Source organism: Asticcacaulis sp. (assembly GCF_051954415.1).
In the GTDB taxonomy this organism is placed as follows: Bacteria; Pseudomonadota; Alphaproteobacteria; order Caulobacterales; family Caulobacteraceae; genus Asticcacaulis.
Genome location: NZ_JBQCHT010000034.1, coordinates 162,008 through 179,150, shown reverse-complemented (window position 1 = coordinate 179,150; position 17,143 = coordinate 162,008). Strand labels below are relative to the sequence as shown.

The 17,143-nt window shown below is 59.2% G+C and carries 17 protein-coding genes and 1 tRNA gene; 10 read left to right on the top strand and 8 right to left on the bottom strand.

The window, feature by feature from the left end:
- Nucleotides 1-41 precede the first annotated feature (41 nt).
- Nucleotides 42-557, top strand: coding sequence for a DUF1993 domain-containing protein (locus ACTHND_RS12370; protein ID WP_440178254.1), 516 nt, complete (start codon nucleotides 42-44; stop codon nucleotides 555-557).
- On the opposite strand, the gene ACTHND_RS12365 is transcribed toward ACTHND_RS12370, so the two are convergent.
- The 3 genes from ACTHND_RS12365 to ACTHND_RS12355 are packed head-to-tail and all read right to left on the bottom strand — an operon-like array spanning nucleotide 554 to nucleotide 2,644.
- Nucleotides 554-1,639 carry a saccharopine dehydrogenase NADP-binding domain-containing protein gene (locus ACTHND_RS12365; RefSeq protein WP_440178253.1) on the bottom strand — a complete coding sequence of 362 codons (1,086 nt, stop codon included), beginning with the start codon at nucleotides 1,637-1,639 and terminating at the stop codon, nucleotides 554-556. The two genes, ACTHND_RS12370 and ACTHND_RS12365, sit on opposite strands and share 4 nt — an antisense overlap.
- Complete coding sequence (locus ACTHND_RS12360) at nucleotides 1,632-2,252, bottom strand: DUF4166 domain-containing protein (RefSeq protein WP_440178252.1); 621 nt, start codon at nucleotides 2,250-2,252, stop codon at nucleotides 1,632-1,634. The genes ACTHND_RS12365 and ACTHND_RS12360 overlap by 8 nt, the downstream gene beginning before the upstream one ends.
- Complete coding sequence (locus ACTHND_RS12355; protein WP_440178251.1) at nucleotides 2,249-2,644, bottom strand: DCC1-like thiol-disulfide oxidoreductase family protein; 396 nt, start codon at nucleotides 2,642-2,644, stop codon at nucleotides 2,249-2,251. The genes ACTHND_RS12360 and ACTHND_RS12355 overlap by 4 nt, the downstream gene beginning before the upstream one ends.
- Before the next feature lie 53 nt (nucleotides 2,645-2,697).
- Between ACTHND_RS12355 and ACTHND_RS12350 the strand changes: the two genes are divergently transcribed.
- Together ACTHND_RS12350 and ACTHND_RS12345 are read left to right on the top strand one after the other, a co-directional pair.
- On the top strand, nucleotides 2,698-3,162 hold the full coding sequence (locus ACTHND_RS12350) for a DUF2269 family protein (RefSeq protein WP_440178250.1): 465 nt from the start codon (nucleotides 2,698-2,700) through the stop codon (nucleotides 3,160-3,162).
- 58 nt (nucleotides 3,163-3,220) lie between these two features.
- Nucleotides 3,221-3,850 (top strand): glutathione S-transferase N-terminal domain-containing protein, encoded by a 630-nt coding sequence (locus ACTHND_RS12345; protein ID WP_440178249.1) that lies wholly within the window; start codon nucleotides 3,221-3,223, stop codon nucleotides 3,848-3,850.
- On the opposite strand, the gene ACTHND_RS12340 is transcribed toward ACTHND_RS12345, so the two are convergent.
- Nucleotides 3,847-4,311: a DUF4442 domain-containing protein gene (locus ACTHND_RS12340; RefSeq protein WP_440178248.1), complete on the bottom strand. Its 465-nt coding sequence runs from the start codon at nucleotides 4,309-4,311 to the stop codon at nucleotides 3,847-3,849. The two genes, ACTHND_RS12345 and ACTHND_RS12340, sit on opposite strands and share 4 nt — an antisense overlap.
- Nucleotides 4,312-4,438: 127 nt before the next feature.
- On the opposite strand from ACTHND_RS12340, the gene ACTHND_RS12335 reads away from it, so the two are divergent.
- The gene (locus tag ACTHND_RS12335) at nucleotides 4,439-5,056 is read left to right on the top strand and encodes a cytochrome b/b6 domain-containing protein (RefSeq protein WP_440178247.1); all 618 of its coding nucleotides are present in this window, start codon (nucleotides 4,439-4,441) and stop codon (nucleotides 5,054-5,056) included.
- A gap of 1 nt (nucleotide 5,057) precedes the next feature.
- Nucleotides 5,058-5,822 carry a molybdopterin-dependent oxidoreductase gene (locus ACTHND_RS12330; RefSeq protein ID WP_440178246.1) on the top strand — a complete coding sequence of 255 codons (765 nt, stop codon included), beginning with the start codon at nucleotides 5,058-5,060 and terminating at the stop codon, nucleotides 5,820-5,822.
- A gap of 41 nt (nucleotides 5,823-5,863) precedes the next feature.
- Here the strand turns inward: ACTHND_RS12330 and ybaK are convergent, their stop codons facing one another.
- The 3 genes from ybaK to ACTHND_RS12315 form a co-directional block, all read right to left on the bottom strand.
- Nucleotides 5,864-6,337, bottom strand: coding sequence for a Cys-tRNA(Pro) deacylase (gene ybaK, locus ACTHND_RS12325; protein WP_440178245.1), 474 nt, complete (start codon nucleotides 6,335-6,337; stop codon nucleotides 5,864-5,866).
- A gap of 95 nt (nucleotides 6,338-6,432) precedes the next feature.
- A complete protein-coding gene (locus ACTHND_RS12320) occupies nucleotides 6,433-7,449 on the bottom strand; it encodes a threonine aldolase family protein (protein WP_440178244.1) in 1,017 nt (338 codons plus the stop codon).
- Between the two features lie 60 nt (nucleotides 7,450-7,509).
- Entirely contained in the window at nucleotides 7,510-7,812 is a 303-nt protein-coding gene (locus ACTHND_RS12315) for a putative quinol monooxygenase (protein ID WP_440178243.1), read from the bottom strand.
- 140 nt (nucleotides 7,813-7,952) lie between these two features.
- Here ACTHND_RS12315 and ACTHND_RS12310 point away from each other — a divergent pair, with 140 nt between their 5' ends.
- Genes ACTHND_RS12310 through ACTHND_RS12300 form a run of 3 tightly spaced genes read left to right on the top strand, consistent with a single transcriptional unit; the run spans nucleotide 7,953 to nucleotide 12,237 of the window.
- Nucleotides 7,953-8,582 (top strand): hypothetical protein, encoded by a 630-nt coding sequence (locus ACTHND_RS12310; protein WP_440178242.1) that lies wholly within the window; start codon nucleotides 7,953-7,955, stop codon nucleotides 8,580-8,582.
- A gap of 3 nt (nucleotides 8,583-8,585) precedes the next feature.
- The gene (locus ACTHND_RS12305; RefSeq protein ID WP_440178241.1) at nucleotides 8,586-10,958 is read left to right on the top strand and encodes a putative bifunctional diguanylate cyclase/phosphodiesterase; all 2,373 of its coding nucleotides are present in this window, start codon (nucleotides 8,586-8,588) and stop codon (nucleotides 10,956-10,958) included.
- Between the two features lie 25 nt (nucleotides 10,959-10,983).
- Nucleotides 10,984-12,237, top strand: coding sequence for a hypothetical protein (locus ACTHND_RS12300; RefSeq protein WP_440178240.1), 1,254 nt, complete (start codon nucleotides 10,984-10,986; stop codon nucleotides 12,235-12,237).
- 282 nt (nucleotides 12,238-12,519) lie between these two features.
- Here the strand turns inward: ACTHND_RS12300 and ACTHND_RS12295 are convergent.
- Nucleotides 12,520-12,609: transfer RNA gene (locus tag ACTHND_RS12295), tRNA-Ser, on the bottom strand.
- A 406-nt stretch (nucleotides 12,610-13,015) separates the two neighbouring features.
- Here ACTHND_RS12295 and ACTHND_RS12290 point away from each other — a divergent pair.
- Nucleotides 13,016-14,236: an OmpA family protein gene (locus ACTHND_RS12290; protein WP_440178239.1), complete on the top strand. Its 1,221-nt coding sequence runs from the start codon at nucleotides 13,016-13,018 to the stop codon at nucleotides 14,234-14,236.
- 343 nt (nucleotides 14,237-14,579) lie between these two features.
- Nucleotides 14,580-16,949, top strand: a complete 2,370-nt coding sequence (locus ACTHND_RS12285; RefSeq protein ID WP_440178238.1) for a TonB-dependent receptor — start codon at nucleotides 14,580-14,582, stop codon at nucleotides 16,947-16,949.
- Nucleotides 16,950-17,143 lie beyond the last annotated feature (194 nt).

Below are 17,143 nucleotides of genomic sequence, written 5' to 3'. Positions count from 1 at the left end.
CCCATATGCGGGGCTCCTGACTGACAAACTGAGAGGGTAATATGTCTGAGGCGGTTCAAATCGATATGTACAAGGCGTCCGTGCCGGTGGTGCTCAATGCGCTCACCAACCTAAAGGCCATTCTTGGCAAGGCCGAGGCCTGGGCGGCGGAAAAGAACATCAAGGACGCCACCGTGCTGAATGCGCGACTGGCACTCGACATGCTGCCCTTCTCGAAGCAGATCCAACTGGTGAGCGATACGGCCAAGGGCGTGGCGGCGCGTCTCGGCGGTGTTGAAAATCCGTCCTATGCCGATGACGAGGCGAGCTTCGCCGAACTGCACGGGCGTTTGCAAAAGACGATCGATTTCGTCAAATCGGTTGATGCCAAGGGTTTTGCCGGTTCGGAGACGCGCGAAGTCGTGCTGAAATTCCCCAGCCGTACCATGGAATTCACCGGCCTGAGTTACCTGACCGGTTTCGCCATACCCAACATGTTCTTCCATGTGACCACGGCCTACGCCATCCTGCGTCATTCCGGCGTGCCGCTCGGCAAGAGCGACTTCCTCGGCGGTTAAGCCTCAAAGGTCTTGATATCGAAGCGCCGGAGTTCGCTCAGATAATCTTCGAGCCTGACCAGACCGACGCAAGGCAAGGCCCCGTGCGCAAGCGCGGGGTCTTTTTCATGCAGACGCTTCGCCAGTAGTATGGCTGGCACGCAGGGGATTTGTGGGCCGTCGCCCGATTTCGCCACGATAAACCACGAACGGGTAAGCGTCGCGCCGGTGTGATCGATGCCGCTGATCGTGACGTGCATCCCGCCGATATCGCTGCCCATAAAATTGAATGCGTCGCTGGCGGCCAGAAGGGGTTTGGCCATCGTCGGCAGTTTGAGGGGGAAGCGGGCGCGTACCAGCCATGACAAGCTCCAGAGGCCGAAATGAAGGACGCCTAGTTCCAGCCCGGCGCCAAAACGGACCGATGTGAAGCCATAAGCGGCCGGCAACAAATCGAGATCGGGGATATCGCAATTGGCCAGCCAGCGCTTGCCCATCACCGGATAGGTTTGGCGGTGCGAATCCTGCCAGCCATAGGGCTTTGGGTGTCCGGCAAAAGGCCGCAGGGCCTTGCCGACATAGCTCAGTATACCGCGCGTGGTGGCCAGGCCGCGCTCGGCCTTCTGGCCGGGTGAAATGCCGAAATCGAGCGCATCCATGCGGGCGAAAGCGGATTTCAGATTCTCGACCACGGCGGATGACAGGCCCGGCACGGTGCTGGCGCCGCTGATTACCGTGACGCCGGCCGCCTTCGCCTCACGGTCGAGTTGGCTGAATTCACCGACAAAATCCCGGCCATCGGCCAGATCGATATAATGGATGCCGGCGGCGATGCAGGCCCGAGCCACGGCATAGTCGCTGCCCTGGAACGGCCCGCTGGTATGGACGACAACCGACGGCTTTTCCGCCGCCAAAACCTTGGACAGTCCCGCGTGAATATCCAGCCGCAGCGGTCGTGCATTCGGCAGTTCCCGGCACAAGGCTTCGGCTTTAAAGAGATCGCGCCCGGCAATAACCAGGGGCAGGCCGTGCCGGGAGAGGGCGCGGGCTATGCGCTTGCCGAAATTGCCATAACCGCCCAGGATCAGGATATCATCAGCCACAGGCGATTTCCGTCACGGTAAACTCGCCTTCATAGCTGTATTCGGTCAGACGGCCGAACAGCCCCCCGGAAAGTGTCATGCGCATCCGGAAACGGTCTTCTCCCGTGGCTTCTTCAAACGCATCCCCCCGGCCAAGCAGACATTCACCGAGCCATGACAGAGGCACATCGGCGCCGAAAACCCGCCAGACATAGCCGAGATGCTGTAACAATACCCGGTCGTTCTCATACATATAACCGCAGTGCCAGCCGATACCGCCGGCCATATATTCGATCACTTCATGCGGTCCCTGCGGGATCATTTTCGAGCGAAAAACGTATGGCGCACGGCCCGGAAAATGGAACCGTCGCTCGAAGATAAAGGCGCGGCTGTCCGGCTCGCTCAGAAAGGTGACCGTGCAGGGCACATCTTCGCCAGACCAGGGCGTCAGCATGTTCAGGGCCTTCAGCAGCGGTGAAGCCAGTCGCAGCAAGGGGCCCATGCGAATGGTCAGTTGGCCGGACACGGTGACGCGATCATGTGAAAATGGCCGGTTGGCGTAATGGGCTTTCAGCGCCGGCGGCAATATATCCCACTGTTCGGCGAAGATATCGGCAAAGATGGGTTCGGTCATATCGGCTTTTTCCCCAGCGTCTTCAGCGCCAGATTGCGCACGCCTCTAAGGAAAGGATAGGCGAAATCAACCGTTCTTTTGTTGCGGAACAACGCTACATTCAGCCGGTTCAACCAGCCCGTTTCCGAGCCGATCAGTGCCAGCAGGTGCAGGGCGTCACGGCCATGATAGAGGCGGTCCTGAAACCTGACGACGATGCCCTGGTTAAGATCAAGCTGTTGTGCGGCGATCTCGGACATCAACGGATGATCGGCGGCCTCCCGTGCATTAAGAATATGAAGCCGGCCCACCGCCTGTTTGATGCGCACCATACGCGCTGAAGCCGAACAGAACGGACAATCACCGTCATAGACCAGCCAGATTTCATCAGGTTGTGATTGCGGCGCTGGCATGGGGGGCCTAAGTTCTGGTTCGCAAAATCTTACCACAGGGCGTATCGACGGCAATGCTTTATCTCTGCGTCAAATGGCTGCATATCCTGTCATCGACCGTGCTGTTCGGCACCGGTATCGGCACGGCTTTCTTCATGCTGATGGCCAATCTCGGCAAGGATGTCCGCGCCATTGCCTTTGCCACGCGCGCGGTGGTAATCGCCGATTGGTGCTTCACCACGCCGGCCGTCTTTTTTCAGCCCCTGAGTGGCCTGATGCTGATGCACCTTACCGGCGTTACAATGGAAAGCAGTTGGCTGGCCGCCGCCCTTGCGCTCTATGTCTTCGCCGGCGCCTGCTGGCTGCCAGTTGTATGGATGCAGATCCGCATGAAGCGGCTGGCGGCCGAAGCGCTCGCCGGCGGGACCGATTTGCCGGCGGCCTACTGGCGGCTGAATGCCTGGTGGATCGGGCTGGGATCACTGGCCTTTCCGGCGGTGGTGGCCATCTTCTGGCTGATGGTTTTTAAGCCCGGCTAGGCTTGCACAGGCCATACCGGCGCCCATCTTATACGGTAATTATTGAGAGGAACGGACCATGATACATCTCTATGCCTGGGGCACGCCGAACGGTCGCAAGGCCACCATCATGCTGGAGGAACTGGGTGTTCCTTACGAAAGCCACCCGGTCAATATCGGCAAGGACGAGCAGTTCAAACCCGAATTCCTCGCCATCTCGCCCAATAACAAGATACCGGCGATCGTTGATGACGCGGCCGATGGCGGGCCGCTGAGCCTGTTTGAATCGGGCGCCATCCTGATCTATCTGGCGGATAAGTATGGCCGTTTCCTGCCGACCCTGCCGCATGAGCGCTATACGGTGATCCAGTGGCTGATGTGGCAGATGGGCGGCTTAGGCCCGATGATGGGCCAGCTTGGCTGGTTTGTGGTGTCGGACAAGGGGCAGACTCCCACCGGCGTCAATCGCTATGCCGCCGAGGTGGAGCGTCTGTTCAACGTGCTGGAAAAGCGCCTGAGTGAATCGCAGCATGTCGGCGGCGCGGAATATTCCATCGCCGATATCGCCATCTATCCGTGGCTCCAGCAGTACCGCACGCGCGTGCCCGATCATGTCGAGCCGCTGATCCAGGCGCGTCCGTTCATCACCAATTGGCTGGCCGAAGTCGGCCGCCGCCCGGCGGTTATGCGTGGCATGAAGCTGCCTTAAGTGGTGCGGTTGAAGTCCTTGCGGCGGACATAGAGCGTCTTGTGGACCTTCGCCACGATGACGCCGTCGCTATCGACCACATCGACCTCATATTCCGGTTCGCACTTGCCGTATGTATCGGCTGCCTGTTTCACGCGGGCGATTTCCGCAGGCGGGATATGGAAATGCGCGCGCACCGTCTTTCGGCCCGGCTTGAGGAAGCGGATCGAGGCCGCCTTGTCCCAGACGATATAGTCACGGCCGAGTTTCGTCATCAGTATGGCCATGAAGAACGGATCGCACATCATGTAGAGCGACCCGCCGAACTGGGTGCCGACGACATTGCGGTTCCACCAGCGCAGCTTCATCTCGACTGTGATGGCGGTGAAATCCGGCGCTGTTTCAATGACCCGGATACCGGCGCCGATCAGCGGCGGATACCAGTTGATCTTCTTGAAGCGACGGATATCCAGGCCGGCCATGCGTAATCCTTTGTTTCCGTTCACGTCAACATATGCGCGTCGACGAGTCAATATTTCATCCTGCCTGTAACCTGTTTTGGTGTCATGCCGTATACATGTTAAGCTGAGGCAAGACAGGGAGGCGCGCATGGATGATGACCGGACCAGTATCCATCCGTTGTGGTTGCGGATTATCCACTGGGCCAATGCGGCCGCGGTGGTGATCCTGATCATGAGCGGCTGGCGCATCTATAACGCCACGCGTTTTTTGCACCTCAATGTGCCCTTCACTCACGAACGGCTGTTCCCGGCGAAATGGACACTGGGCGGCTGGCTGGGCGGGGCGATCCAGTGGCACTTCGCCGCCATCTGGGTGTTGTTCGTCAGCGCCATCCTGTATGCGGTCCTGTTTGTGGTTTCAAAGCGCGGCCGGCAATTCCTCCCACTGACGCCGCGGGGATTATGGAGCGATATCAAGGCATTCCTGAAGGGTCATTTGAGTCATGCCGATATCCGCCAGTACAATACCATCCAGAAACTGGCCTATCTGTTCGCCATGGCCGATCTGGTGGTGCTGATCGCCTCCGGCCTGGTGCTGTGGAAGTCGGTTCAGTTCGGCTGGCTGCGTGTCCTGCTCGGCGGCTATGAGGTGGCGCGCTACATCCATTTCTATGCCATGGCGGCGATCGTCGCCTTTATCGTCGTTCATGTGGTCATGGCCCTGCTGGTGCCTAAGACAATCAAAGCCATGTTGTGGGGGCGCTGATATGGACCCGGAAATCAAAAAAGACGAAGACGCCATTCTGAAGGAGGCCAATGGCCTGCTGAAAGACCCCGCCAAACGCCGTTTGCTCGGCAACGTATTGACGCTCGGCGGGCTTTCGCTGGCCACCGGTATTGCGCTCAATCACTATGGCTCGGTCAAAGAGATTTTGAAGGCGGTGTCGCGCTTTAATGACGGCGCGCAAGGCGTGATCTTCAACCCGAATAACCTGGCCCCGACCTATACTGAAGCGGATATAAAGCAACCGTTTCCGTTCAACGCCTTCTACAGCGTCGACAAGGCGCCGGTGGTCGATCCCGGCAGCTTCCGGCTTCAGCTTTCGGGCAAGATCGCCGATCGCCGGCCGTGGGATTTGCCGCAGCTCTATGCCCTGCCGCACACTGAGCAGATCACGCGCCATATCTGTGTTGAGGGTTGGAGCGCCATCGGTCGCTGGGGCGGGGTGGTGTTTTCCGAATTTTTGAAGCGGGTAGGGGCCGATACCACCTGCAAATATGTCGGGTTCAAGTGCGCTGATGGCTATTTCACGAGCATCGACATGCCAACCGCCCTGCACAGCCAGACCCTGCTGGCCTTTACCTTTGACGGCCAGTTGCTGCCGGCGAAATACGGCTTTCCGATGAAGCTGCGGATGCCGACCAAGCTCGGCTACAAGAACCCGAAGCATATTGTCGAGATCTTCGTCACCAATGTCTATCCCGGCGGCTATTGGGAAGATCTGGGTTATAACTGGTTCGGCGGAAGTTAGGCTTACTTCTCCTCCCCATTTAAGAAATGGGGAGGAGAAAGTTATGCCGTCAAATCGGCAAATGGCGCATCCAGCGATCGCGCTGCATCGTCTGGTAAGATGCTCAGCAACAGTCCGCGCTGACCGGCATTGATATAGATCGTGTCGAACAGTTGCGCGGTTTCATCGATCACGGTCGGCGTTTTTTTACGCTGGCCGAAGGGCGAGATGCCGCCGACCTTGTAGCCAGTCAGGCGTTCGGCGTCGGGCACCTTCATCATGTGGCCGGACTTGCCATGGAAGGCGGCAGCCATCTTCTTCATGCTGACCTCGCAATCCGACGGCACCACCACGCAGACCGGCTTGCCATCCACCTCGGCCATCAGGGTTTTGAAGGTCTGTGATGGATCGACACCCAGCGCTTCGGCCGCCTGTAATCCGACGCGCGGTGCGTCCGGATCGTAGGCGTAAGGGTGCAGGTCGAAGGCGATGCCGAGCTTGGTCAGCATCAGGGTGCCGGGCGTGGTTTTGGACATGGTATTTGTGCGCGTTAAAAAGTAAGAAACCCCACCACCCCGCCGCAAGGGCGGCGCGGTCCCCCTCCCCATCAAAGATGGGGAGGTATAAGAGGTTAGCAGTCGTTGAGGAAGGATTTTACATCGTCTTCGGTGGTGACGAAGCTGGTGACGAGGCGATAGGCGTCGGGGCCTTCGTTCGGCCAGTTATAGAAGCGATGTCCTTTGGCGAATAAATGGTCGGCGGTTGATTTTGGCAGGGTCACGAACAGTTCGTTGGCCTCGACCGGATGCAGCAGACCGACGCCCGCGCGGTCGATCAGGCCGTCTCGCAGGGCCTTGGCCATCGCATTGGCATGACGCCCAAGATCGAGCCATAGGTCGCTTTCCAGCAGGGCCTGTAACTGCGCCGAGACATAACGCGCCTTGGATGGCAATTGCCCGGCGCGCTTGTGGATATAGGCGAAATCGGCGACCAGTTCCGGATTGAAAATGATCGCCGCCTCTGCCAGCATGGCGCCATTCTTGGTGCCGCCGAAGGACAGGATATCGACCCCGGCCACCACCTCCGCCGGTGTGCAGCCAAGCGAGGCCACGGCATTGGCCAGGCGGGCGCCATCCATATGGATGTAAAGGCCATGCGCCTTTGCGAAATCAGACAGGGCTTTCAGTTCGGTCAGCGAATAGACCGTGCCCAGTTCGGTGGATTGCGTCAGGCTGATCACTTTTGGCCGTGAGGTATGCGGCGCGTGTTCGAGCGTGCGCTCGATCAGGTCGCCGATCGAGGCCACGGTCAATTTGGCATGATCGCCGTCGAGACCAATGATCCTGCCGCCGGTGAAGAACTCCGGCAGGCCGCATTCATCGTTATTGATGTGGCTCTGACGGTGCGCCAGGATCGACTCATAAGGCCGGATCATCCGCGCCAGAGCCAGGCCGTTACAGGCTGAGCCGTTGAATACCGGGAACAGCCGGGCCTGTGGTGCGCCGAAGGTCAGGCGTACCGTTTCCTGCAATTTTTCGGTGACCGGATCATTGCCATAGGCCGGCATATAGCCGCTATTGGCGTTGATGAGGGCCTGCATCACTTTCGGATGGACGGGGGCGGTATTGTCGCTAGCGAAACTGGCCATGGGAAACTCTTCGATAGGTGATCGTTTCCTATAGAATCTGCACGAAGCCGGGGGAAGGGCTTAACGCTCGGTCGCCGTATAATACTGCCCCGAAGGCCGTTCGCTGAGCAGGGCCATGACCGCCTCGAACTGTTTCGGATCGATTGCCGAAACGGCGTTCTTGTGCGCTGCAATATTCTTCCAGACTTCCAGAACAATCAACTTATCGTCTTCATCAATACCGTCCGCAACCTTAAGGTAAAGTTCGCAGCGCTCATTGCCTTCTACTGTGCGAATCTGCGCCACTATCTTCTCGAACAGGCCGACCAGCGCCTCGAATTTTCCCGGCAAGGCTTTGAATTCATTCAATCTCATAATGCTCATGCACGCCCTCCTCTATTGAAAATTCTATACTTCGGCAGTTTTTGCAAAGGTACAGTTTACCGTCTCAAACCGGTTTTCATTACTTTTAATTTAAATACGCGCTTAACCGAGTTTTATAACTGTTGTGATAATCCGGGCGCATGAAATATGTATTTCCTGTCCTGGCTGTCCTTCTGTTCGCGCCTGGCACCGCCGCCATGGCCGCGGACCTGGCCGTTGCGGTCAACAACACGTCGGGCCGGCCGGTCGCCTTTGCCGTGGTGACCTGGACGCCGGCCGGTGGTGCCGTCATACCGGCCGCGGAAAAGGGCCGGGCCTTTGTCATGGCGCAGAAGAACGTGCAGTTCACCCCATATGTGCTGGCCGTGCCGACCGGCGCCACGGTGGCCTTTCCGAACATGGATCGCGTCAATCACCATGTCTATTCCTTTTCGCCGGCCCAGCCCTTTCAGTTTCCCCTCTATGGCAAGGGCAAGAGCCGCACGATGAAATTCGACCATCCGGGCACGGTGGCGCTCGGCTGCAATATCCACGATTCGATGAGCGCCTATATCCGCGTGGTCGATACGCCCTATTATGCCACGACCGGCGCTGATGGCCGCGTCACCCTGAGCGTGCCGGAAGGCGCCGGCAGTCTGGCTGTCTGGCAACCGAACCAGGAAGCGCCTGAGCGGCAAACAGCAAAAAATATGACGGTCGGCAAGGCGAACGCTGTCCAGACCTTCAGTATCAAGGTGCGCCAGGTCGCGCCAACGGCGGGCCAGTACTAGATTATGCTTATTTTCAAACGCCTCAGTACCCGGTTGGCCGTGATGTTCGGCGGGCTTTTCGCCCTGGCCCTGCTGCTGATCGCGCTGGCCAGCTATATGGCGGTGGTTTCCTACGCGCGGGCGTCGGTCCAGAAGGAATTGCAGGCATCGGCCAGTGTGTTCAAGCGTATCTGGACCCTGAAATCGGACGCCCTGCAAACCAATGCCGTCCTGCTGTCGCGTGATTTCGGCTTCAAATCCGCCCTGGCGACGCACGACACGGCCACGGTCGAATCGGCCTTCGACAATCTCCAGGGACGGCTGAATATCGAAACCGGCCTGATCATAGGCCGTGACGGCCAGCCGATGGCGGGCGAACGGGGCTCCCTGGGCCAGACCCTGGCCGAGGCCCTGAGCCGCAAGGACGAGTTTGGCGCCATTAATGGTATCATCGCCATAGACACGCATCCCTATCAGGCCGTGGCGGCACCCGTCATGGCCCCGGATCGCCTCGGCTGGGTTGTTTTCGCCCAGCGGCTCGACGACAACGAAATGCAGAACCTGCAGGGACTGTCATCGATTCCCATCAAGGCCGGCATCCTGACCCAGACGCGCGGCGGCCTGTGGCTGGGGCCGCAGGAACAGACCCGTGACTACAAGCCGAGTTCACTCAGCTTCTTCATCGACAAGAGCCTGCAAACCAAAGCTGCCAGCATGGTCCATTCCAGCCGCGGCACCATGATCGCCGTCGCCACGCCCCTGCCGAATCTTGACAGCCAGCAGAAGAGCGTACTGCTGCTCAGCTATCCCTTGAGCGCGGCGCTGAAATCCTATCAGCCCCTGCTGACCGCGCTGCTGGGTATCGGCCTGTTCGGCCTGTGCATGGTGGTGGCCGCCAGCCTCTACCTGGCGCGCAACCTGACCCGCCCGATCCTGGCGCTGAAGGATGCCGCTTTCGCCCTGCGTGACGGCCGGCCCGGCCAGGTTCGGATCACCACCCAGGATGAAATGGCCGACCTGGCCTCCGCCTTCAACGACATGGCGATTTCGATTGAGGACCGTGAGCGCGATATCACCCTTTTGGCCAAGAGCGACATGGCCACGGGCCTGCCGAACCGCTCGGCCTTCGAGGATCACATTGCCGGTTTGCGTGACAAGGGCATCGACAGCGGTGTGGTGGTCGTCTGTATCGGCATTGACCGCTACGCCCATATCCGCGCCGTGTGGGGCGTGTCCTACGCCCATACGCTGATCGCCCGTTTGCAGGACATTCTGGTCCGCATTTTCGCCAATGCCTATATCGCCCGCCTGTCGGCCGATACGCTCGGTCTGTGCCTCCACCCGTGCGAGGTCGACCAGGCCCTGCCGCTGGCCCGCGCCATCGCCGCCCGCCTCGACAAGCGCATTAAGGTCACCGAGGACCAGAGCCTCGACGTCATGGTCAGCCTGGGTGTCTACCATATGGCCAATGCCCGCCCGACGCCCGATGAAATGATCGAGCGCGCCCTGATCGCGCTTGACCAGGCCCGCGCCGCCAAGACACGGATCGCCCTGTTCGACCCGCGCATCTATTCCGAGCTGGCCGATACCCTGCTGCTGACCGACCAGCTCTACGCCGCCCTGGCCAGCAAGGCCCTGCAGGTCTGGTATCAGCCCAAGTTCAGCTATCGGGAAAGCCGGATCATCTCGGTGGAGGCGCTGGTGCGCTGGAACCATGCCGAACGGGGCTACGTCTCGCCGCAGCGCTTCGTGCAGATCGCCGAGGAAACCGGCGCCATCCGCGACCTGACCACCCAGGTTCTGCACACCTGCATCGCCGACCAGGGGCGCCTGAAATCGGCCGGTTTCGACCTCGATATCAGCATCAATTATTCCGGCCGCCTGCTCAGCGACGAAGCCTATAATGCCCATGCGCTCACTATATGCGACCAGGCGGTGGGCCAGATATGCCTTGAAATCACCGAAACGGCGGTCATCGAGGATCCGCGGATCGGCCTGGCGGCGATCAATACCTTTGTCGATCGCGGGCTGGAAATCTCCATCGATGATTTCGGCACCGGCCTGTCGTCGCTGGCCTATCTCAAGCAGATCCCGGCGCACGAACTGAAGATCGACCGCTCGTTCATCATGGAGATCGAAAGCGGCCAGCGCGACGCCCTGCTGGTGCGCTCGGCGATCGATCTGGCCCATGGTCTCGGCATGAAGGTGACAGCCGAAGGCGTGGAAACGGCGGCGGCCTTTACCCTGCTGCAATCCATGGGCTGCGATATCGCCCAGGGCTACGGGATCGGCAAGCCCATGCCCTTCGGTGACCTGATTCTCTTCCTGAACGATTTCAGCGGTATGTCGGAGACGAAGACGCAAATGCCAACCTATCGCAATCGAAAGGCGGTCTGACCGCATGAAGGCATTCCGGGGAAGAATGGCGCCGGCCCTGGCCTCCCTCCTGCTGCTGGCAGGCACGGCGCACGTCACCACGGCCCATGCGGAAACCAGCCTCTTTGACCCTGCCAACTATACCGCCTGGATCGACCTGCGCCTCAGCCAGGCGAACGGCGAACGCGGCTGGCTTGACGGCGGCTTCGGCAAGCTCAGGCATGGTAACGAAACAGCGGCTGATGTCGCCCAGGCGGCGGTGCTGTGGAAACCGCAACTGACCGATACCTTTTCCGGCTATGTCCTGCTTCAGGGCGTCTCCGACGCCGAAGTCCCGGTCGGCGTCGAGGAAGCCTATCTGCAATGGAAGCCGGTGCCGAAGTCCGGTTTTCGCTTTGGTCTGCGGCTCGGCCAGATTTTCCCGCCGGTCTCCATGGAACACGACGGCACGGGCTGGACGACGCCGCGCAGCCTGACGCCTTCGGCCATCAATTCGTGGATCGGCGAGGAAGTGCTGGTGCGCGGGCTGGAGGTCAATACGCAGCAAACCTTCGCCGGTCACAGGCTGGGGCTGACCCTGGGCGGGTTCACACGGGACGATACGGCGGGCACGCTGCTGAGCTGGCGCGGCTGGGCGCTGCACGATATGTCCTCGGCCGAAAACACCCGGCTGAAACTGCCCGAGGGTGAAAACCAGGGCTGGTATCGGATATTCGACGACAACCAGGCGGCGGTCAGCAAGCCTATGGTCGAACTGGACGGCCGGCTGGGCTATTATGCCCGGCTGGACTGGCGCCCGCCGGCGCCGGTGGCGGTCAATTTCGAAGTCTACGACAATCAGGGCGATCCGATGGCCCTGCGCAATGGCCAGTGGGGCTGGGCGACGCGCTTCTATAATCTTGGTCTGGCCTTGCGTACGACCGCGAAAGATGAATGGCTCAGCCAGTACATGACCGGGCAGACCGCCACCGGCTGGCCGGTGGGGCAGGGGCATCGCGTGGTCGATACCGGTTTCGAGTCGGCGTATCTGCTGATGTCGCATAGGTGTGACGACGGCGCGCGATTGACCGGACGGGTGGATTATTTCGCCGTGAAAGATCATTTGCGGCGGGCGGTGGATGATAACAGTGAAACCGGCTACAGCGCCACTTTGGCATGGATGAAACCGGTCAGTGACTATTTTGATCTGGGCATCGAGGCCCTGCATGTGATCAGTGACCGCCCGGCACGGCAAACCCAGGCGCTTGCGGCGAAGCAAGCCCAGACCCAGCTCCAGATCGCGCTGAAGTGGCATCTTTAACGAAGGGGGCGGCGACTTTCTGGCTTGTGGATGGGCGCTTTTGATTCGCAGGTGCATATGTTGCGGCGCGATAAATTTTCAAAAACAACGCAATGTGGGATCATTGTGCGACCATCTGAATGCGGTAACGGGTGGTGGTGATTCGTAATTCGGAAAAGCGGAGGCGTTAACGCAAAGGGGATTGACCTGCGCATTATGTCCTGCGGCTGACCTTATTTGGAGCGGCTAAAATACCACAGCAAAACGGCTCCCCATGGTCCGGGGAGCCGTTTTGCTGTGGTATGGCGGAGAGGGTGGGATTCGAACCCACGGTAGGCTTGCACCTACGCCGCATTTCGAGTGCGGTACATTCGACCACTCTGCCACCTCTCCTTAAGGGGGAATTGCGCAAAAAAACCATTTAAGACAAAGGGTTTCTTGCGCCTGATTCTGAGCTGCCTGAGCTGCCTGGGTCGATCAGAGGGCGTGTCTCTACTGAAAGCCCGTGCAAACCGCAAGCCCTTTTATATTCTTTATGATATTTTTATAATGCGTTTGTGGGGCGCTATAGCTTTTTAACGGTCAAGTTTGACCTATATGGGGCATTGTACGGCTTCACTCGGATAAGCGTGTCTTTCTGGTGTCAGTTATCGCCAAAGAGGCTAAAAAACAGCACGAATTTAACCAAAGTTGCATTTGGGTGCTATGCAAAACGGGCTGGTAAAGTTATGAAGCGTCGTACTAAGGTTTCAGTCGAGATGATCGGCTGTTCGTTGGATGGCCATGAGAGGGCAATAACATGAAACACATTCTGCTGGCGAGCGCTGCTCTCGCTGCGATGGCAGTAGCGGGTTCCGCTTCTGCTGAACAGGCTAACGGCTGGTATGCAGCCGCTGACCTGGGTTATAACTGGAAGTCGGACTACAAGGCTCGTTCGCAAGGCGCCATGCCTGACGGTGGCGCCTATGTCTACGACGTGGCGACCGACGATGACTGGGCTGGCTTTGCCCGTCTCGGCTATCGTTACAGCCCCAACTGGCGCGTTGAATTCGAAGGCGGCTATCGCCCCGGCGACATCAGCTCGGCTGTTGGCTTCCCGCGCACCTATCCGGGTTCGGCCGCTCTGGTTGACACCGCGATCTGCACCACCGGCGTGATCCGCGCTGCCGGCGATCCCTGCGGTTCGCCGAAGGGCTCCTTCGAGCAAACCACCGTCATGGTCAACCTGTACTATGACTTCCTGCCTGAGTCGCAGTTCCATCCGTTCGTCGGCGCCGGTGTCGGTCTCGACAGCGTGAAGGCGAAGATGCTCGGTCAACTGTCCACCAGCCCGGCTGGTACGGTTTCCGACCTGAGCATGGTTGGCAAGGACACGGTTGGGGCTTACCAACTGCTGGCCGGTGTGGCCTGGGCGCTCTCGGATCGCCTGAGCCTCGACGTCACCTATCGTTACCTGGACGCCGGCAAGGCCAAGTTCAATGCCGGTATCGAGCCGAACGGTGGCTGGGAAGACCCGGAAACCTTCACCGGCAAGTTCAGCGACCAAACTCTGACGGTCGGTCTGCGCTGGGCCTTCGGCGTTACGCCTCCGCCTCCGCCGCCTCCGCCTCCGCCCCCGCCGCCCCCGCCGCCAGTTGAAGCGCCTCCTCCGCCTCCGCCGCCGCCGGTTGCCGCTCCTGTCTATGAAGCCCGCGAGTTCATCGTGTACTTCGAATTCGACAAGTCGGACCTGACCGCTGACGCGCAATCGGTTGTCTCGGCTGCCGCTGACTACGCCAAGGCCGGTAACGCCGCCCGCATCGTGGTTGTCGGTCACACGGATACTTCCGGTTCGGCCGCTTACAACATCAAGCTGTCGGAACGCCGCGCCAAGACCGTTGCTGATGCCCTCGCTGGCCTCGGCGTTGACGGCTCCAAGCTGGCTGTCGACTGGAAGGGTGAATCGGCCCCGGCTGTCGCCACCGGCGACGGCGTAAAGGAACCGCTGAACCGTCGTTCGACCATCGACATCACGTTCTAATTTCAGAACGCGACGTAAAGTCGAAAACAAGATAAAGCCCGGCCTGAGCAATCAGGCCGGGCTTTTTCTTTGCCTCCTCGCTTTGTCTCTTTCCAGAGCCTAACGTAAAGTAACCTGTGACCGTGAAACAACAATGGTTGCAACAGTGACGACTGTCACAAAAGGTTCGCGCGTCTTGTAAAAAAAGCGACATAGACGCCTCTAAAAGGACAGGCAGCAAAAACGATCCGCAGAAGGCAGCAGCGTGCAGGACGGTGAAAACCGCCGCCTTGCGCGACGGGGAACTGCGCTCTCACGGGATCGGAATTGCTTTGTTCTTTAACCCGGAGAGGGGATACTCCCGATGAAATTCACCAAATCCATCATCCTGGCCGGCACGGCCCTGACGGGCCTGTTTGTGGCCTCTGCCGCCCTGGCGCAATCGACCGCCACCGAGGAAGTCGAAGTTGTCGTTGTCAAGGGCGCGAGAAAAGGTCTTGGCCCGATCAACAAGGAAACCGGCACCAAGACCAAGACCGCCATCGATCAGTCCTATATCGGTGCGCAATCCGCCGGCCAGACGATCGCCGAAACCCTCAACCTGGCGCCTGGCTATAACTTCACCAATAACGACCCTTACGGCTCATCCGGCGGCAATATCCGTCTGCGCGGCCTGGACGGTTCGCGCGTGTCTCTGACCATGGACGGCGTGCAACTCAACGATGCCGGCAACTACGCCATCTACACCAACCAGCAACTCGATCCGGAACTGATCCAGTCGGCCACCGTCATCACAGGCGCGACCGATGTGGACTCCATGACCGCCTCGGCTTCCGGTGGTACGGTCAGCTACACCACCCGCAAGCCATCGGATGACTTTGGCGTTGAGGCCACGATCTCGACCGGCAGCTTCAACTATAACCGTCAATTCGTGATGGTGAACACCGGTGCCTTCGGTCCCTTCGGCACTAGAGCCCTTTTTGCGGCGTCTAACCAGAACTACGACACCTTCACGATCGAAAGTCCGGACAATGGCAAGCTGAAGAAGCAGCAATACAACTTCAACATCTACCAACCACTGGCCAATGGCAGCTATTTCGGCGTGCGCGGCAACTATAACGAAAACCGCAACCGCTTCATCTTTGGGCAATCGCTGTCGAACTTCGCCAAGAATGGCAAGTATTACAACAGCGCTGGTGCCAATAACGTTAACCCTTCAAATACCGGCAATATCCGCGGCTATTCGAAATGGGTGATCAACGACCACTTCTTCTTCACGGTTGACCCGACCTATCAATACGTCATGGCCAACGGTGGTGGCACGGGCGGTATCAGCGAAGTCGATGGCAAGATGTCGGTTTCCGGGCACACCTACTATTATTCGGAACTCGCCGGCGTCGATATCAACGGCGATGGTGATGCCACTGACACCAGCGTGAGCATCTATAACCCGAATACGACCGTCACCAACCGTTATTCGCTGACCTCGACTGGCGTCTATACCTTCGATCGCGGCGATGTGCTCCGCTTTGGTGCCTCGTTCGACCGAGGCCGTACCCGCCAGTCCGGCGAAAGCACTCTGCTGAATGCAGACGGCCGTTATATCGATCCGTTCGGTGGCCGCGAAGACGAAAGCCTGCGCATTATAGGTAAGGACGGTTCGGTCCATGAGCGTCGCTATCGCTTTTCGCTGGCCAATGTCGATACCTTCTTCATCGAATATCGTGGCAGCTTCCTCGAAGACAAGCTCTTCGTCTCGCTCGGCATCAAGCAGCAGAAGATGGAACGTGACCTGAACCAGTACTGCTACTCGCCGGAGGATGGTGCGGGCTCCTATGCGCCGTTCTGTACCACGACGGCCCCGGCGGTCGACAATGGCGACGGCACGGCTACCTTCAACGGCGTCGACTATATCAAGCCCTACCACACCACGGTCGATTTCTCGAAGACCCTGCCCAGCCTCGGCCTGACCTACAAGATCACCGACGCCAACCAGGTCTATGTCAATTACTCGGAAGCCCTTTCGGCGCCGCGCACCGACAACTATTACGCCGTCGTATTCCTGAACGGCGAGGTCAAGCCGGCCAATCCGCTGCCGGAAACCAACAAGACGATCGAACTCGGCTACCGCTTCACGTCTCCGACCTTCACCGCCACGGCAGACGTTTGGGCGCAGAAGTACGAAAACCGCATCGTGTCGTCCTATGATCCGGACTCGGATAGCTACTTCGACCGTAACGTGGGCAACGTCGATCTGAAGGGCTTCGAAGCTTCGGCGGCCTGGGCCCCGACCTCCAGCCTGTCGCTTTTCGGCGGCCTGACCTATACCGACACCGAGATCCTCAGCGATTACGCGTCGGGGGCTACGGCGACGGTCAACACCAAGGGCAAGGCCCTGCCGGAAGTACCGGATTGGATGGCGACCCTGGGCATGACCTACAAGCTCAGCGACTTCACCTTTAATCTGAGCGGCAAATATGTCGGCAAGCGCTTCGCCACCGACCTGAACGACCTGGAAACACCGGAATATACGGTGTGGAACGGTTCGGTGCGCTGGGATCTGCCGGGCCTGGCCTTCCTCAAGCAAGGCACCTATGCACAGCTTAACGTGATCAACCTGGCCGACGAATATTATTTCGGCTCGATCAGCAGCACGGTTGCGGCCTCGAACAAGCCATCGTTCAATGTCGGCGCGCCGCGCACCGTCATGCTATCGCTGCACACCGCTTTCTAAAGATTATTGTCTTGAGAAACAGAGAAACGGCCCTCCTTGCGGGGGCCGTTTTTTTGTGCGGGCGGTGGCCAAATCGGGAAGGGCTGTGCTAATAGGCCAGACTATTGGTCGGCGCCGCAGCGGAATGGTTACCGTAGAGGCCAGTCGGGTTTTTGCTTTGTCGCGCAATTTATCCGAAAAGTGGTGCCCACCTT

Excerpts from the sequence above, each read along its gene's own strand:
- ACTHND_RS12370 (WP_440178254.1), top strand. The coding sequence starts at position 42 with ATGTCTGAGGCGGTTCAAATCGATATGTACAAGGCGTCCGTGCCGGTG.
- ACTHND_RS12360 (WP_440178252.1), bottom strand. The coding sequence starts at position 2,252 with ATGACCGAACCCATCTTTGCCGATATCTTCGCCGAACAGTGGGATATA.
- ACTHND_RS12355 (WP_440178251.1), bottom strand. The coding sequence starts at position 2,644 with ATGCCAGCGCCGCAATCACAACCTGATGAAATCTGGCTGGTCTATGAC.
- ACTHND_RS12350 (WP_440178250.1), top strand. The coding sequence starts at position 2,698 with ATGCTTTATCTCTGCGTCAAATGGCTGCATATCCTGTCATCGACCGTG.
- ACTHND_RS12345 (WP_440178249.1), top strand. The coding sequence starts at position 3,221 with ATGATACATCTCTATGCCTGGGGCACGCCGAACGGTCGCAAGGCCACC.
- ACTHND_RS12340 (WP_440178248.1), bottom strand. The coding sequence starts at position 4,311 with ATGGCCGGCCTGGATATCCGTCGCTTCAAGAAGATCAACTGGTATCCG.
- ACTHND_RS12335 (WP_440178247.1), top strand. The coding sequence starts at position 4,439 with ATGGATGATGACCGGACCAGTATCCATCCGTTGTGGTTGCGGATTATC.
- ACTHND_RS12330 (WP_440178246.1), top strand. The coding sequence starts at position 5,058 with ATGGACCCGGAAATCAAAAAAGACGAAGACGCCATTCTGAAGGAGGCC.
- ybaK (WP_440178245.1), bottom strand. The coding sequence starts at position 6,337 with ATGTCCAAAACCACGCCCGGCACCCTGATGCTGACCAAGCTCGGCATC.
- ACTHND_RS12320 (WP_440178244.1), bottom strand. The coding sequence starts at position 7,449 with ATGGCCAGTTTCGCTAGCGACAATACCGCCCCCGTCCATCCGAAAGTG.
- ACTHND_RS12315 (WP_440178243.1), bottom strand. The coding sequence starts at position 7,812 with ATGAGCATTATGAGATTGAATGAATTCAAAGCCTTGCCGGGAAAATTC.
- ACTHND_RS12310 (WP_440178242.1), top strand. The coding sequence starts at position 7,953 with ATGAAATATGTATTTCCTGTCCTGGCTGTCCTTCTGTTCGCGCCTGGC.
- ACTHND_RS12305 (WP_440178241.1), top strand. The coding sequence starts at position 8,586 with ATGCTTATTTTCAAACGCCTCAGTACCCGGTTGGCCGTGATGTTCGGC.
- ACTHND_RS12300 (WP_440178240.1), top strand. The coding sequence starts at position 10,984 with ATGGCGCCGGCCCTGGCCTCCCTCCTGCTGCTGGCAGGCACGGCGCAC.
- ACTHND_RS12290 (WP_440178239.1), top strand. The coding sequence starts at position 13,016 with ATGAAACACATTCTGCTGGCGAGCGCTGCTCTCGCTGCGATGGCAGTA.
- ACTHND_RS12285 (WP_440178238.1), top strand. The coding sequence starts at position 14,580 with ATGAAATTCACCAAATCCATCATCCTGGCCGGCACGGCCCTGACGGGC.